The sequence below is a fragment of the Pseudomonas sp. PD9R genome (assembly GCF_019200975.1).
In the GTDB taxonomy this organism is placed as follows: Bacteria; Pseudomonadota; Gammaproteobacteria; order Pseudomonadales; family Pseudomonadaceae; genus Aquipseudomonas.
On record NZ_JAHTMR010000001.1, the window covers coordinates 1 to 16,038 of the forward strand.

Here is a 16,038-nt window from a genome sequence, read left to right on the forward strand (position 1 = left end):
GGTCACGGCTTATCAGCGTGACAGTGCCGGGCGTCTACTGGTCAAGACCTTGCCCGACGGGGTCAAGGTCGACTACCGCTACGACAGTCTGGGCCGCCTGGTCAGCGTCGCCGACGGCCAGGAGCATCCGCTGGAGTTCGAGTACGACGCCCATGACCGGCTGATCACCGAGCATCAGGGCTGGGGCACGCTGCGTTATGGCTACGACGCTTGCGGCCAGCTCAAGCACCTGCGTCTGCCGGACAACAGCCGACTCGATTATCACCGCGCGCAAGGCGGGGCGTTGACTGCCATCGACCTGAATGGCACACGGCTCACCCACCATCAGTTTGAACATGGCCGTGAGCGCCAGCGCCAACAAGGCCTGCTGTCCAGCGAATACGCCTACGACGATCAGGGCCGTTTACAGGCCCATGCCGTCCGCCAACAGCAACGTCCGCTGTACCGCCGCGATTATGCCTACAGCGCCAACGGCAACCTCCTGCAGATATCCGACAGCCGGCACGGTCAACGCCGTTACCAATACGACCCGCTCGACCGCCTGACCCACGTGCGCCACGCCCGTGATCAGGATGCAGAAAACTTCAGCCACGACCCGACCGGCAACCTGCTGATCCACGACCGCCCCGGCCCGTGGCACCTCAAGGGCAACCGTCTGCGGCGCCACGGCGACCGCCGTTACGACTACGACGCCTACGGCAACCTGAGCCGCGAACGCCGCGGCCACGCCATCACCGACTACCGCTACGACAGCCAGCACCGCCTGATCGGCATTGCCCTACCCGACGGTCGCCAAGCGTCCTACCGCTACGACGCCTTCGGCCGACGCATCAGTAAAACCGTCGACAACCAGACCACCACCTTCTTCTGGCAAGGCGACCAACTCGTCGCCGAAAGCAGCCACGCGCACTACCGCAGCTATGTCTACGACCCCGGCAGCTTCCGCCCGCTGGCCCTGCTCGATGGCCAAGGCCCCAAAAAGGCCTGCCCGTTCTACTACCAACTCGACCACCTCGGCACCCCGCAGGAACTCACCGACTACGGCGGCGAAATCGTCTGGTCGGCCCAATACACGGCCTACGGCAAACTCAGCCAACTGAAGCACGGCGGCGGTGAAACCCTCGAACAACCGCTGCGCTTTCAGGGCCAATACTTCGACGCCGAAAGCGGCCTGCACTACAACCGGCATCGCTATTACCACCCGGACACCGGGCGTTATCTGACGCCGGATCCGGTGAAGCTGGCGGGTGGGTTGAATGCCTACCGGTACACGCCGAACCCGACGGGGTGGGTGGATCCATTGGGGTTGAGTGGGAACTGTCCGGGGGCGAATAAGCCGGGTTGTTTGGTGCCGGAAACTGTAGTCGGGACTAAAGTTAATGATGGCGGGCCCAGTGTTCCAACGCCGAAATCACGTCCTCAAGATTTTGGTAGTGAAGAGAAGCTCGCTAGGCATTACGAAAAACATGGCACTGAATTTGGTGTTATGAGCAAAGAAGAGTATTTAGTTATAGCCCGAGATGTAGTGAATAACGGCACCCGTGTGGATTATGAATACAAGGGTGAGATTCGAGGAGGGTATCTACAGTTGATCGGGAACAATAGAAGGGGGGAGGCAAAGTTCGCATTCGTGGGTACTAACAATAGCCAGGAGATCACGACTTTACATACCAAAAGCGGGAAAGACTTCTGGAGGACAATTAATGGTGACAGTCAAGATAAGGTAGTGAAGCCTGCGCATGACTAAAACATATGAGGCACTAGTAGTCGAAATCGACGAAGTCGTCGAAGACGTGATGGTATTGCTGGTCGAGGGGGTACTTGTTAAGTGCTTTGCGAGCTACTGCCCCTCAAAAATCAAGGTAGGAAAACAGTACAACGTTGAGTTTGAAATGGTGTTGCCAGAAGCCAATTTTTTGGTACCGGCACATGGTACTGATGCAAAGATTGAGATGACCGGAAACGGTCTTTCTTGTGTGATTTCTGGATATTTGGATGGCGATGTTTTCCACTCCTTTGTCGACTTTATGGATCAAGGAATTCACTACGAATATCCTCAGTTTAATAAGAGGTACGTAGAGGTTGCCGTGGAGAGGATTGATGTTTCGTTCTGAACAGGTGTTCGTCTGTTCGTGCCTCTTTGCGCGCAGTCAGCGCTGCCCCATCAGCCAAGCCCCTTCCGGCTGTTGCACCGCCAAACTATCAATCACATGCACGCTATACCCCTGCACATTCTTCGCATGATGTTTGGCCTGCGACGCCATTTCCGCCAACAGACTCGCATCGAGTTGTCCACAGGCCTCTGGATGCAAATGCACCACGCCGATAGACAGCGACAGCAACGGAAATTCCTGGCGTACGCCCTGGCGATTGGGGGCGATGAAGCAGCCGGCTTCGAGGTGTTCGCTGCGATAGAAGCGGCGGCATTGGCTTTGGAAGTCGTCCAGTAACTGATTCAACCGTTTGCGCCAGTCTTCGGGGCCGAGTACCAGCAGGAAATCATCGCCGCCGATGTGGCCGACGAAGTCGCGGGACGGGTCGACGCGGTCGTTCAGGCATTGCGCCAGGCAGAGTAGGACTTCGTCGCCGCGGCCGTAGCCGTAGATGTCGTTGAAGGGTTTGAAGCTGTCGATGTCGACGTAGCAGATCACCGATTCCCTTTGCTGTTGCAGCAGCCGCGTGAGGCATTGCTGGATCGGCACGTTGCCCGGCAGCAGGGTCAAGGGGTTGGCATAGCGGGCTTGCTGGATTTTCAGTTCGGTAATCAGTTTGAGCACGTCGATCACACGGCCCAGTCCCAGATAGCTACCGTTGAGGGTAATGATGAAATCTTCTTCGATGCGTTGTCGGGCGCGACTGGTGATCAGGCGGCTGACCTGTTGCAGCGATTGGCTTATCTCGACGGCGAGGAAGTCATCGTTCATCAGGCGGCTGATGGGTTTGCGTGCAAACAGGTCAGTGGCAAACGGCTTGAGCAGGACGTCGGAGAGCGAATGCCTGTGGACGATGCCACACGGCTGGCCTTGCTCATCCAGCACTGCTAACGAGTTCAGGTTGGCTTGGCGGCGAAAGGCTTCGAGCACCGTGGCGGTGGGTGTATGGCGGGCCACGGCGGGTTGGTCGTTGAGCAAAGCGCTGAGGTCGCTGGCTTCGTCGTTCAGCGCCACGGCGGCGCTGTCGTGACGAGGCATCAGGGCGCGGGCATCCCGGGGTGGATGTTCCTGCGGTCGACAAAGCAAATAGCCCTGCACCAGGTCGACGCCCATCTCGGTCAATACCGCGAGTTCTTCCGGCAACTCGATGCCTTCGGCGATCACTTGCGCCCGCGAGGCCTTGGCGATTTGCAGGATTGAGCCGACGAATTCGCGTTTGAGCGCATCCTGGTGGATGCCGTCGATGAAATGTCGATCGATCTTCACGTAGTCGGGCCGCAACTCGGACCACAGCCTCAAACTCGAATAGCCCGCACCCAGGTCATCCAGTGCAATGGAAAAACCCATCGCCCGGTAGTGGTGCAACGCCGTTTGCAATAACTGGAAGTCGTCGGTCGGGGTCTGTTCGGTCAGCTCGATGACCACCTGACTCGGCGGGATACCGAAATCCTGCAGCAATTGCAGGGTTCGGCCAGGCTGGTGCGCGGCTTCGAGCAAGGATTCCGGGGACACGTTGAGGAACAGCTTGCCGGGCAGTTGCTGTTCATTGAAGCGTCGGCAGGCGCTTTCACGGCAGGCGATTTCCAGCTCACTCAAGCGCCCGGCCTGGCGGGCAACGGCAAACAGTGCAAGGGGGGAGTGAAGAGGGCTGTTGGACGGGCCGCGACTGAGGGCTTCGTAGCCGAGAATTCGTCGTTGAGAGAGGCAAATGATCGGCTGGAACAGGCTGTGCAAACCGCTTTGAGTCAGGATTGAACCCAAGGCACTCAGCTGTTCGGTTGTGGTCATGGCGATCTCTGGCGATAAAAAAAGGACTGGGCGGGCTCTTGGTAAGAGAGCACGCTCAGTCCTCTATTTCACGACAGAATGATGACTATTTGATGACGCTCCGGTGCGCGTCAGCATTAAATTGCCATCACTTGCTTGAAAAGCCTCAGTGCTTGGCCACCGCCGTGTTGAGCTTGAGGTAGTCCAGCAAAATGCGCCCGGTTTCGCTCAGGTAGGCATCGTCTTCTGGCTTGGTCTTGTCCGGCTCGGCCGCGATGGCGTCTTCGTCTTCTTTCTTCAACTCTTTGAGCGGCTCTTCGCCTTTGGCCTTACGACGGATGTTTTCCATCACCAGTTGCTTGGCTTCGATATCAGCGTGTTGCGCACGACGCTCGGCTTCATTGAGGCTGACGGTTTTTTCCGCCATCAGTTTCTGCGCCAGGGCCAGCTTGTCGCGGATAAATACGAACTCCGCGTCCTTGGCGGTCCGCACGTCATGCTCGGATTTGAGCTGCGTGATGTACGGCTTGAACGGGTCGACCGCAGGTTTGATCGCCGCCTTGATGGTGTCCCACGGCATGGCCTCCGGCAGTGCGCTTTCGCCGATTTCCTTGGTGTCGATGATCGACGGGTAATCGATGTCCGGCAGTACGCCCTGATGCTGTGTGCTCTGGCCGGAGACCCGGTAGAACTTGGCCAGGGTCAGTTTCAATTCGCCATGGTTCAGCGGCTGGATGGTCTGCACGGTGCCTTTACCGAAGGTCTGGCCGCCGATGATCAGTGCGCGGTGGTAGTCCTGCATGGCGCCGGCAAAAATCTCCGAAGCCGAGGCGGACAAACGGTTGACCAGCAACGCCATAGGGCCTTTGTAGAAGGCACCCGGGTTTTCATCTTCCAGGACATCGACGCGGCCATCGGCATTGCGCACGAGTACGGTCGGACCTTTGTCGATGAACAGACTGGTCAATTCGGTGGCTTCCTGCAGGGAACCGCCGCCGTTGTTACGCAGGTCGATGACCACGCCGTCAACCTTGTCTTTCTGTAGTTCGGTCAGCAGCTTCTTGACGTCGCGAGTGGTGCTCTTGTAATCCGGATCGCCAGCACGGAAAGCCTTGAAGTCGAGATAGAAGGCCGGGATCTCGATGATGCCGAGCTTGTAGTCCTTGCCATCCTGCTTGAGGTTGAGGACTGACTTCTTCACGGCCTGATCTTCAAGCTTCACCGCTTCGCGGGTGATCGGCACGATCTTGCTGGTCTGGTCGTTCGGCGCATTGCTGGCCGGGATCACTTCCAGGCGCACCACGGTGCCTTTCGGACCGCGGATCAACTTGACCACTTCATCCAGGCGCCAGCCCACTACGTCGACCATCTCTTTGTTGCCTTGGGCAACGCCGATGATCTTGTCGGCCGGGGCGACCAGTTTGGTCTTGTCGGCCGGGCCTGCTGGAACCAGGCGCACGACTTTCACTTGATCGTTATCGCTCTGCAACACGGCGCCGATGCCCTCCAGGGACAGGCTCATGTTGATGTCGAAGTTTTCCGCGTTATCCGGCGACAGATAGTTGGTGTGCGGGTCGTAGGACATGGCGAAGGTGTTGATGTACGCCTGGAAGATGTCTTCGGCGCGGGTCTGGTCCAGACGGGCCAATTGATTTTTGTAACGCTTGGTCAGGGTTTCCTGGATCTGTTTGGAATCCTTGCCGGCGATCTTCATCCGCAGCACTTCGTCCTTGACGCGTTTGCGCCACAGGTCGTCCAGCTCTGCGGTGGATTTGAGCCAAGGAGCGTCCTTGCGATCGATCAGCAAGGTTTCCTTGGAGGTGAAGTCGATCTTGTCGACGCCTTTGTCCAGCTCGGCAAGGGCAAAGTCCAGACGCGCTTTGACGCGGTCCAGGTAGCGCTTGTAGATGGTGAAGCCGGCGTTGAGGTCGCCGCTTTTGAGGAAGTCGTCGAACTGGGTCTTCCACTTGTCGAATTCGGCAATGTCGCTGGCCATGAAGTAGCTGCGCGACGGATCCAGCAGCTTGAGGTAGCTGTCGTAGATGATCGCCGAGCGCGCGTCATCGAGCGGCGGCTTGCTGTAGTGGTGGCGCTTGAGCAACTCAACGACGTTCAGACTGGCGATGACTTCGTCACGATCAGGTTGAAGCTTGTCCCAGCTATTGGCTGCGAATGAATTGCTCGACATCGGCAATAAGCCGATACCGATGAATAGGGCGAGGGCGGTGCTGGGGAACAAACGCTTCATGTTGATTCGACGCGGGGACAATTGATAACGCATATTAGGCCGTCTTTGAAGTCGCCGGTTCCACAAGGGCCGGTCGCATAATGCAAAAAGCCCGGCGCTACAGCTTCGGGCTCAGTCCAGACTCACTATGGAGGCACTGTGAAGGCATTGCAAGGCGTTGACGGTCAAGTGGAGTGGCTAGAAGAGCCGAGTCCTACATGTGATGTAGGGCAAGTTCGCATTCGAGTGGCGGCAGCGGGTCTCAATCGCGCCGATTTATTACAGAAGGCAGGCCTGTATCCTCCACCGCCGGGGGCCAGTCAGGTGCTGGGTCTTGAGTGTTCAGGCGTGATCAGCGAGGTCGGCCCAGGGTCGTCCTGGCAGCTGGGCGATCGGGTTTGCGCCTTGCTGGCCGGGGGCGGGATGGCCGAAGAGGTGGTTGTCGACGGACGGCACGTGCTGCCGGTTCCCGACGAAATGTCGTTGGCCGAAGCAGCAGCCTTGCCCGAAGTGTATGCGACTGTCTGGTTGAATTTGTTTCAACTCGCTGCGCTCAAACCGGGTGAGAAAGTTCTGCTGCACGCCGGAGCAAGTGGAATTGGTTCAGCCGCCATTCAGCTATGCAAAGCGTTCGGTAACCCGTGCTGGGTCAGCGTTGGGTCCGCCGAGCGTCTGGCCTATTGCGAAGCCCTCGGTGCGCAAGGTGGCGTGGTGCGCACCTCCGATCTGGAGAGCTTGAGCGACCTGGGACCGTTCAACGTCATTCTCGACCCGGTGGGCGGCAACTACGCAACGCTGAACCTGAAGTTACTGGCGGCTGATGGCCGTTGGGTGCTGATTGGTCTGATGGGTGGCCGCGAGGCGAAGCTTGATCTGGCGCAGGTGCTGGCCAAACGTGTGCAACTGCTGGGTTCGACCCTGCGTAGCCGCAGCGATCAGTTCAAGGCGGATCTGTTCAGCGATCTGAGCCAACATGTCTGGCCGTTGTTTGCCGAAGGGCGCTTGAGCCCGCAACTGGCCAGGGCTTTCCCGATCAAGGACGCTGAAGCGGCGTTTGCGGCGTTGGCGAGTAACAAGGTGGCGGGGAAATTGGTGTTGGTGATTGATGAAAGCCTGACCTGATACCGGGGTGGCTTTGAACAGATCGCAGCCTGCGGCAGCTCCTACATGGAAATGGTCCCTGTAGGAGCTGACGCAGGTTGCGATTTTTTGCTTTTATTTCCAGATATGGATTGGCCAGCCGGCTTTTTCGGCCTGCTCCAGCAACACCGGGTCGGGATTCACCACATGCGGGAAATCCACCTTCAGCAACAACGGCAAATCGTTACGCGAATCGGAGTAGAAACTCGCGCCCTCAAGATTTTCTTCTTCGGCGTCCAGCCACTCCAGCAACCGAATGATCTTGCCTTCGCGGTAGGTCAGGGTGCCGACGGTGTTGCCCGTATAAACCCCATGAGCTACTTCCAGTTCGATCCCGAGAATCTCGTCGATGCCCAGGCGCTCGGCAATCGGGCCGACCAGGTGCGTGCCTGACGCCGAGATCACCAGAATCCGGTCGCCGGCCTTGCGGTGGGCGGCGATGGCTTTGGTGGCGTCGCTGAAGATGATCGGTTCGATGAAGTCTTCCACCCACGGGCCGACAAGGTGTTCGACCTCTTCTGGTGTGCGGCCAATCATCGGCTCCAGGCTGAAGGTCATGTAATCCTCCATGCGCAATTTTCCGTGACTGTAGGCGTCCATCAATTCGTTGTTTTTGCGCATGAACGACTCGGGATCGACCCAGCCCAGGCGACCCATTTGCTCGCTCCAGAGGGTGGCGCAATCGCCGTGGATCAAGGTTTCGTCCAGATCAAAAATTGCCAGGGCCATCGGGTTCTCTCTGAGAACAGCTGCAAGCTTCGAGCTTCAAGCTGCAAGAAGTGGATTTAGTGGTCGGCAGTCTACAACTTGAAGCTTATAGCTTGAAACTTGCAGCTGCTCTTAAGCTACCTCACACAGTGCCGTCGGATCGATGGAAACTGCCAGGCGCTGACCATCGGGGTGTAAATCGGACGCCGAGCGGTTGAGCACATCCACCACCAATTCCACGCCCCGGGCTTCAATCCGGTAGCGAATCACGTTGCCCAGCAGGCTGTGGCTGCGCACCAGTGCATCCAGTTCGCCATCGAGGCTCAGTTCGATGGCCTCGGGGCGAATGGCAATGCGGTGCGAGATCGGCCGTTGCAATAGCTTTGTCGCGCTGTCGGCATCCAGCAGGTTGTAATTGCCGATGAAACCGGCGGCAAAAACATCCACAGGTGCGGTGTACAGGGTTTCGGCATCGCCGCTTTGTACGATCTTTCCCTGATTCATCAGGAAAATGCGGTCAGACATGGTCAGGGCTTCTTCCTGATCGTGTGTGACGAAGATCGTGGTCAGGCCCAGTTCACGCTGGATCTGACGAATCTGTTCGCGCAAGTGCTTGCGAATCCGCGCATCGAGGGCTGACAGCGGTTCATCCAGCAGCAACAGGCGTGGCCGGGTCACCAGCGAGCGGGCGAGGGCGACGCGTTGGCATTGGCCGCCGGACAGTTGATGTGGATAGCGAGCGGAGAAGTCATTGAGTTCTACCAGTTTCAGCACTTCGGCAACACGCCTCTGGCTGTCGTCGGCGTTGACCTTTTGCATGCGCAAGCCGAAGGCGACGTTCTGTTCCACGGTCATGTTGGGGAACAGCGCGTAGCTCTGGAACACCATGCCGATTCCGCGTTTCTGCGGGCTCAGCGGTACGATGTCCTTGCCGTCGAGCAGAATCTTGCCGGCATCCACTGAGGTCAGGCCGGCGATGCAGCGCAGCAGGGTGGACTTGCCGCAACCAGACGGGCCGAGCAGGGTGACGAATTCGCCTTTCTGGATCTCGCAATTGATGTCGCTGAACACCGTGGTGCCCGCGTAGGTTTTCTGAAGGTGTTGGACGCTGACATAGCTCATTCGCTTTTGTCCTTGTTCAAGATATTGGCCGCCCAGGTCAGAACCAGCACAAAGAAGAAATAGGAAATCACCAGCGCGCTGGTGAAGTGGCCGCTGCTGTTACGCATGTTGTTGAGGTAGACCTGCAGGGTCTCGTAACGGGTACCGACGAGGATGTTGGCGAACACGAATTCACCGAACAGGAACGAGAACGACAGCAGAAGCGCCACCATCAAACCTTTGCGCAGATTTGGCAGCACTACCAGGATCGCCGCTTGCCAGGTGCTGGCGCCGAGCAGTTGGGAGGCGTCCATCAGGTCACGCAGATTGATGGCTTGCAGGTTGTTGGTAATCGCCCGGTACATGAATGGCAGCGCCACGGTGAAGTAGCAACCGATCAAAATCCATGGCGTTCCGACCATCGCAAACGGCCCGGAGCCGTAGAGCTGCAACAGCCCCACCGACGACACCACCGGCGGCACGGCGAAGGGCAGCAAGATCAGGATGTTCATCAACGCATCAAGTTTCGGGAAGTGGTAATGCACCACGAACAGCAGCGGCAGAATCAGCACCACCGAGAGGATGAGTGCGCCAATGCAAACCAGCAGCGATTGGCCGAAAGCCCCGAGAAAGCGCGGGTCACTCCACAACTGGATATACCACTTGAGGGTAAAACCGCTGGGCATGATAGTCGCCGACCAACTGCTGGCGATCGAGTAGATAAAGGTGCCGAGCAGCGGCAGTAACAGAATGGCAAACAGCAGGTAAACCACTACCCGGTGATAGACACCGACGGGCCCCAATTCAGCGCGAGACATGGTAGCTCCTCTTCAACAGCAGCTGATGCACGATAGTTACCAGGGTCATCAAGGCCACCAGCACCACCGCCAGGGCACTGGCCAGGTTCGGGTCCAGGGAAATGTCACCGGACACCATCGCCGCAATGCGGATCGGCAGCACGTTGAAGTTGCCGGTGGTCAGGGCGTACACCGTGGCGTAGGCGCCGAGGGCGTTGGCCAGCAGGATCACGAAGGTGCCAAGCAGCGCCGGGGTCAGCACCGGCAAACCGATGTGGCGCCAGAACTGCCAGCCGTTGGCCCCGAGCAGTTCGGCGGACTCGCGCCAGTCTTCGCGCAGGGCGTCGAATGCCGGATAGAGAAGCAGCACGCCAAGGGGGATCTGGAAGTAGGTGTAGAGGATGATCAGCCCGGTTTTCGAATACAGGTTGAAGTCCTGAATGATCCCGGCCTGCTTCAGCATGATGGTGAAACTGCCGTTGAAGCCCAGCAAAATGATGAAAGCGAAGGCCAATGGCACGCCGGCAAAGTTGCTGGTCATGTTGGCGAAGGCATTCACGAAGTTGCGCAGCTTCGAGTCGACACGACGCAGGGAATAAGCGCCGAGCACTGCGATGATGATGCCGAACACGCTGGACCAGAAGCTGATCTCAAGGCTGTATTGGATCGCCTGCAAGTAAAACTTCGAGTTGAAGATTTTTGTGAAGTTGGCCAGACCCCAGCCGAACTCTTCAGACTCCAGGCTATTGATCATCACCCATACCAATGGGGCGATTTCGAACACGATAAAGAACAGTGCGAAGGGCACCAGGCATAAGGCTGCCAGCCATTTGCCGCGAGTCATTGTGTTCACTTGAGCAGCTCCCGGCACACAGGTTTGTCGTGGGGCACGCCCAGTAACTCGCAGACGGTGCCGCAAATTTCGGTCTGCTTCGGTGCCGCGCTGGCGTTAAAACTGAAGGCGTCGCCGAGGACGAACAGCGGCACTTCGCGTTCTTCGGGAAGCAAGCCGTTGTGGGAGCGGTCGTTGTTCATGCCGTGGTCAGCGGTTACCAGTATCTGGTAGCCGGCGTCGAGCCAGCCTTGCAGGTAGTCGGCGATGATGATGTCGGCCGAGCGTGCGGTGTTGCGGTATTGCGGGGTGTCGAGACCGTGCTTGTGCCCGGCGTCGTCGATATTCATGGGGTGGACCAGTAAAAAATTCGGCGCATGGCGCAGGCGAAGATTTTCCGCGTCAGCGAACAGGTGCGAGTCAGGGTAGTGATCGTTCCAGTAAAAATGGCCGTGCTGGATCGGCAGATCGGGGTTGTCGGTATGGCGATCCCGGGCTGCTACGAATGGCGAACGGTTATACAGCTCGCTGACCCAGTGATAAGCCGCAGCGGCCGTCTTCAGGCCGGCGTCTTTGGCGTAGTGGTAGATGCTGCGCTGGTTGGACAGGCGCGAGACATTGTTGTGCACGATGCCGCTGTCGATCGGCGTAACGCCGGTCAGAATGCATTCGTAAAGCGGTCGGGACAGGGCCGGCAACTCGCACTCCAGTTTGTAGAGCGCTGCGCGTCCTGCACCGACGTAAGCCTGCAGGTGCCCCATGGCGTGTCGGGCAACCTCGTAGTTGAGACCGTCGAGCACGACAAGGATGACGTTGTGCTTCATAGGGGCGATGACTCCGAAATCAAAACTGAACGGCGTAGGCGCTGTCGAGCGAAACGAGGCTGCGATCTTTTGATCTTGAAAAACAAAGTCAAGAGATCACAGCCTTTGGCAGCTCCTACAGATGCAGCATTACTGCATGTTGACGATAACTTCTTCGTTCCACTTCTGAGGCAGCGCCTTGGAAGTCTTCTCCCACGCATCCGCATCTTTGATCGGTGTCACGCCTTTGTACTGCTCGTTAGGCAGCAACTTGGCTTTCACGTCGTCCGGCAGTTTCACGTGTTCGGCGCGGATCGGACGGGCGTTGCCGCGCGCCAGATTGGTTTGGCCGGCGTCGCTGAAGATGTACTCGCGGGTCAGCTTGGCGGCGTTCGGGTTCTTGGCGTATTTGTTGATGATGGTGGTGTAGCCGGAAATCACCGAGCCGTCGGACGGAATCAGCACCACGTAGTCATCCGGGTTGGCCATCTTGGCCTTGTAGCTCAGGCCGTTGAAGTCCCAGACCACACCGACTTCGATCTCGCCTTTTTCCATGGTGGCGATAGTTGGGTTGGCCATCGACAGGCGACCTTGTTTGGCGATATCCGCGAACAACAACAGTGCTGGCTGCAGGTTTTTCTCGTCGCCACCGTTGGCCAATGCCGCGGCCAGTACACCGTTGGCGGCTTGAGCGGCGGTGCTTACGTCACCGATGGAAACCTTGTATTTGCCGTTCTTGAGGTCAGCCCACTTGGTCGGTGCATCGGAACCGTGCAGCAGCTTTTTGTTGACGATAAAGGCGATGGTGCCGGTGTAGGCCAGTGCCCAGTTACCGTCCTTGTCCTTGGCCCAGTCTGGAACCTGATCCCAGGTAGACGGTTTGTAGGGTTGCACCACGCCTTGTTTGACCGCGATCGGGCCGAAGGCAGCACCGACGTCGCCGATGTCGGCGCTGGCGTTGTCTTTTTCAGCGGCGAACTTGGCGATTTCCTGGGCCGAGCTCATGTCGGTGTCGATGTGTTTCAGGCCGTAGGTCTTGGCCAGGTCGTCCCAGGTGCCTTTCCAGTTGGCCCAGTCATCGGGCATGCCGACACTGTTGACTGCGCCTTCCGCTTTCGCAGCGGCTTCAAGGGTTTTCAAATCATCAGCCGCCATGGCGGCGGTGCACATGGCAATGGTCGAGCCTAACAGTGATGCCAGGAAAAGCTGTTTCATTCCGAAGCTCCTATGGGCGTTTTCAACGCTGCGATTGCGATTGTGTTGGTCTAGGTCAGCAATACCTGAGCCAATTTAAGGGGGCTCGATGACACTTTGATGTCGTTCGTCGCCCGTCATGACTTTTATTCACACGATATTGGTGGTTGCCCGGTAAGCGTAGACCATAGCCAAAGGCCCGCTACGCAAGGATCTGGCCGATGTATTGCACGCTTTTTAATGAGCATCGAAATGACCGTTCGGTAACTTGTCATCTCTCAGTCATCTGCACTGCCTACGCTTGCAGGACGTTGATTGAACCGAATTGATGTGCGGTTCTGCCCCGAAACAGTGCTGGTCTAGTCCAGATAGGTAACGTTGATGCGCGACGAGGCTACAAAAGCGGTGACAGCCATTGGCCAGGTGCTTCAGGAACAGCTCGACCACGGGCTATTGGCGGCGGGCAGTAAATTGCCAGCCGAGCGCAAGCTCAGTGAGTTGTTCGGAACCACGCGGATCACCGTGCGTGAGGCGTTGTTGCAGCTGGAGGCCCAAGGGCAGATTTATCGCGAAGAGCGCCGTGGCTGGTTCGTCTCGCCGCCACGGCTGGCCTACAACCTGATGCAACGCAGCCACTTTCACGCGATGGTCAGCGCCCAGGGGCGGGTGCCATCCACTGAGGTGATTTCTGCACGATTGCAGCCGGCGTCGGCGGCGGTGTGCGCCTGGTTGCAGTTACCGGCGCTGTCGAGCGTGATTCAGATCTGCCGCTCGCGGCGTATCGATGGGCGGTTGGTGCTGTACGTGGAGCACTATCTGAACCCGCAGTACTTTCCGGCGATTCTTGAGTTCGATTTGAATCAGTCGATCACCGAGCTGTATGCGCGGCATTACGATTTGCATTACGGGCGGGTACGTTTCGAGATCGTGCCGACGGCGCTATCGGTGGATGCGGCCGCGGCATTGCGGGTATCGGTGGGGAGTCCGGGATTGCAGATTGCCAGGGTTAACTACGATCAACATGAGCGCCTGATCGACTGTGACCTGGAATTTTGGCGGCATGATGCGATTCATGTTGGCGTGGATGTGGTCTGACAACGCTGTGCGTTGTGTAGGAGCTGCCGAAGGCTGCTCCTACAGGGGTTGTTCTGGGGAGCCACCGGCGGTGATGACTTGCACGCTCATTCGCGGTGTTGCCAGGTCCAGACCCGCTTCATCGAGATGTCTTTTCAACGACAGATTGAACGCCCGCGACACTTCCCATTGCTTGATCGGTGCGGTCTTGAACCGGGCGCGAAGAATCGCATTACCGGACTCGAAACTTTCTACCCCCTGAATTTCCAGTGGCGACCAGATATTGCGCCGTTGCAACGGGTCGGTGCGCATCTTCTGGCCAACTTCGCGCATCAGTTTGATCGCGTTGTCGATGTCCATGCTGGCCGGTACTGCAACCCGGAAGATCGCGTAGCCGAATTCCCGGGAGTAGTTCTTGATGCTTTTGATTTCACTGAACGGAATGGTGTGGACGATGCCATCGATATCGCGCAGACGCACGGTGCGGATGGTCAGGCCTTCGACCGTGCCGAGGTGGCCGCCGACATCCACGTAGTCATCGATGGCCAGGGAGTCTTCGATGATGATGAACAATCCTGTAATCAGGTCGGCCACCAGCGATTGCGCACCGAAGCCGATGGCCAGGCCGATCACGCCGGCACCGGCCAGCAGCGGCGTGACGTTCATGCCCATGTTTGCCAGCGCGACGATCAGCGCAATGATGAAAATGGCCACGAACAATACGTTGCGGATCAGCGGCATCATCGTTTGCGCCCGGGCATTGGCCAGGCCTTTGCGCGAGCGGGTGAGGGCGTGGTGCACGGCGGTGTCGCTGAGAATCCAGATCAGCCACGCAAAAATCAGCGTGCCGCCGAGGCTGAACAGTTTGACGCTGACTTCATGACCTTCGCCTTCAGTGAAGCGGATCAGCGACATGCCCCAGACTCGCAAGCCGAGTTCGATAAACGCCAGCCACACCAGCAAGTGGGCGAGGGTGTAGAAGAAACTTTTCAGGCGCTCCGAGTACAGTGCGTGGCGCTTCAGACCGCGTTGTGGCTTGAGGGCATGACGGCGCACCAGCCCATTGATGACCATGCACAACACCAGCAGCACGGTGCAGATCAGCGACTGACGCAACGCAGTGCTGGTATCGCCGGCCGAGACAAAAGTGGCGAACAGCGAAATGGCCACCAATACCAGTGCCGGGACGTACCAGAAGGTGCCGAGAATATCGATGGTGTCGCTGAGGGCGCGGCGGGTCAGACGCCGCGACAGCGGCTGATTGCGGATCAAGTGGGCAATCGGGCGGCGGAACCGCAAGATGAATAATCCCGTGGACAGCGCCGCCAATACGTTGGCCACGGTCGCAGCGGTGTGTGCCAGATGCTCGCCAAGGCTCTCGACCAGTCGTGGATCGTTCAGCGCTTCACCGAACGCGGCGAAGCTGCCGATCAGCCACAACGGGCGAAAGGCCTGGTGCCGCAGGATGTACAAGGCGCGGTGACGGTGCGGACCGTCGAGCAAGGAAAAGGCGATCACGCAGATCGCCGAGAAACAGGTGCCCACCACCAGCGCATAGGCCAGCACCATGGCCAGGCTTTTGCCCAAAGACGAAGGCAAGGCGTAGCTCATGTACACCGTGATCACCAGCGCGATCAGCCACGGCCCGAGTTTGCGCAGGGCAAAGCGCAACATGTCCAGCGCTCTGGGATGTTGCGGCAGCTCTTCGGTCAGACCGAAGCGCATGCGCACCCGATGGCTGACCCAGATCAGCGCCGCCGCGAGCAAGCTCCAGACCATCAGGATCATGGCGAAAGCGAAGACGATCGGCAGCCATTCATTGGCTGGCAGCGCCAGTGCCACCAGTTCGTCCTTGGCCAGGTCGAACTCGTTGGACCAGCGAGTGATCGGGCTGTCGGCACCGGAAAACTGCTTTTCGAAACTGGCCAGTGTTCCGCCAATCAGACCTAGAACGCCTTCTTCGGTTGCCGGTTGCGCCTTTTTCGTAGCGTCGCGCAGCTTCTTCAGATCCGCCAGCAACTTGCTTCGCTGCTGATCGTTCTCCAGCGATTTGATCACCTCGTCCAGGGATTGCCCAAGGGGCTCCTGCGCTTCGGGCTGGGCTTTCGCCGAGCTGTTGAGCAGGCTCGGCAAACCGACCGCCTGAGCGGGCGCCATTGGCAGCAACGTCATGAGGCAGACAAGGAATAAGCACGGTAGGGCGAACAGGCGAGCGAACACTAGGCGGTCAACCTCGGGGTGA

General features: G+C 58.3%; 13 protein-coding genes. 4 read left to right on the forward strand and 9 right to left on the reverse strand.

Features of this window, described 5'->3' with window-relative positions:
* Together KUF73_RS00005 and KUF73_RS00010 are read left to right on the forward strand one after the other, a co-directional pair.
* A partial coding sequence (locus KUF73_RS00005; protein WP_218436014.1) for an RHS repeat-associated core domain-containing protein occupies window positions 1–1,747 on the forward strand: 1,747 nt, incomplete at its 5' end.
* Window positions 1,740–2,114: a hypothetical protein gene (locus KUF73_RS00010; RefSeq protein ID WP_218436015.1), complete on the forward strand. Its 375-nt coding sequence runs from the start codon at window positions 1,740–1,742 to the stop codon at window positions 2,112–2,114. The genes KUF73_RS00005 and KUF73_RS00010, both read left to right, overlap by 8 nt.
* A 36-nt stretch (window positions 2,115–2,150) precedes the next feature.
* Here KUF73_RS00010 and KUF73_RS00015 read toward each other — a convergent pair whose 3' ends face one another.
* Together KUF73_RS00015 and KUF73_RS00020 are read right to left on the reverse strand one after the other, a co-directional pair.
* Window positions 2,151–3,941: a bifunctional diguanylate cyclase/phosphodiesterase gene (locus KUF73_RS00015; RefSeq protein WP_218436016.1), complete on the reverse strand. Its 1,791-nt coding sequence runs from the start codon at window positions 3,939–3,941 to the stop codon at window positions 2,151–2,153.
* A 145-nt stretch (window positions 3,942–4,086) separates the two neighbouring features.
* Window positions 4,087–6,168: a carboxy terminal-processing peptidase gene (locus tag KUF73_RS00020; protein ID WP_218436017.1), complete on the reverse strand. Its 2,082-nt coding sequence runs from the start codon at window positions 6,166–6,168 to the stop codon at window positions 4,087–4,089.
* Window positions 6,169–6,306: 138 nt separating this feature from the next.
* Here KUF73_RS00020 and KUF73_RS00025 point away from each other — a divergent pair, with 138 nt between their 5' ends.
* Complete coding sequence (locus tag KUF73_RS00025; RefSeq protein WP_218436018.1) at window positions 6,307–7,269, forward strand: zinc-binding dehydrogenase; 963 nt, start codon at window positions 6,307–6,309, stop codon at window positions 7,267–7,269.
* A gap of 93 nt (window positions 7,270–7,362) precedes the next feature.
* On the opposite strand, the gene KUF73_RS00030 is transcribed toward KUF73_RS00025, so the two are convergent.
* The 6 genes from KUF73_RS00030 to KUF73_RS00055 form a co-directional block, all read right to left on the reverse strand.
* Complete coding sequence (locus tag KUF73_RS00030) at window positions 7,363–8,016, reverse strand: HAD family phosphatase (RefSeq protein WP_218436019.1); 654 nt, start codon at window positions 8,014–8,016, stop codon at window positions 7,363–7,365.
* A gap of 111 nt (window positions 8,017–8,127) precedes the next feature.
* Window positions 8,128–9,117: an ABC transporter ATP-binding protein gene (locus KUF73_RS00035; protein ID WP_218436020.1), complete on the reverse strand. Its 990-nt coding sequence runs from the start codon at window positions 9,115–9,117 to the stop codon at window positions 8,128–8,130.
* Complete coding sequence (locus KUF73_RS00040) at window positions 9,114–9,914, reverse strand: ABC transporter permease (protein WP_218436021.1); 801 nt, start codon at window positions 9,912–9,914, stop codon at window positions 9,114–9,116. The genes KUF73_RS00035 and KUF73_RS00040 overlap by 4 nt, the downstream gene beginning before the upstream one ends.
* A complete protein-coding gene (locus tag KUF73_RS00045) occupies window positions 9,901–10,737 on the reverse strand; it encodes an ABC transporter permease subunit (RefSeq protein ID WP_218436817.1) in 837 nt (278 codons plus the stop codon). Before KUF73_RS00045 ends, KUF73_RS00040 begins: the two co-directional genes overlap by 14 nt.
* A 5-nt stretch (window positions 10,738–10,742) precedes the next feature.
* Entirely contained in the window at window positions 10,743–11,549 is an 807-nt protein-coding gene (locus KUF73_RS00050) for an alkaline phosphatase family protein (protein ID WP_218436022.1), read from the reverse strand.
* Between the two features lie 129 nt (window positions 11,550–11,678).
* Window positions 11,679–12,743 carry an ABC transporter substrate-binding protein gene (locus KUF73_RS00055; RefSeq protein WP_218436023.1) on the reverse strand — a complete coding sequence of 355 codons (1,065 nt, stop codon included), beginning with the start codon at window positions 12,741–12,743 and terminating at the stop codon, window positions 11,679–11,681.
* Between the two features lie 360 nt (window positions 12,744–13,103).
* Between KUF73_RS00055 and KUF73_RS00060 the strand changes: the two genes are divergently transcribed.
* Complete coding sequence (locus KUF73_RS00060) at window positions 13,104–13,817, forward strand: UTRA domain-containing protein (protein WP_218436024.1); 714 nt, start codon at window positions 13,104–13,106, stop codon at window positions 13,815–13,817.
* A gap of 39 nt (window positions 13,818–13,856) precedes the next feature.
* Here the strand turns inward: KUF73_RS00060 and KUF73_RS00065 are convergent, their stop codons facing one another.
* Window positions 13,857–16,016: a mechanosensitive ion channel family protein gene (locus KUF73_RS00065; RefSeq protein WP_218436025.1), complete on the reverse strand. Its 2,160-nt coding sequence runs from the start codon at window positions 16,014–16,016 to the stop codon at window positions 13,857–13,859.
* Between the last annotated feature and the right edge of the window lie 22 nt (window positions 16,017–16,038).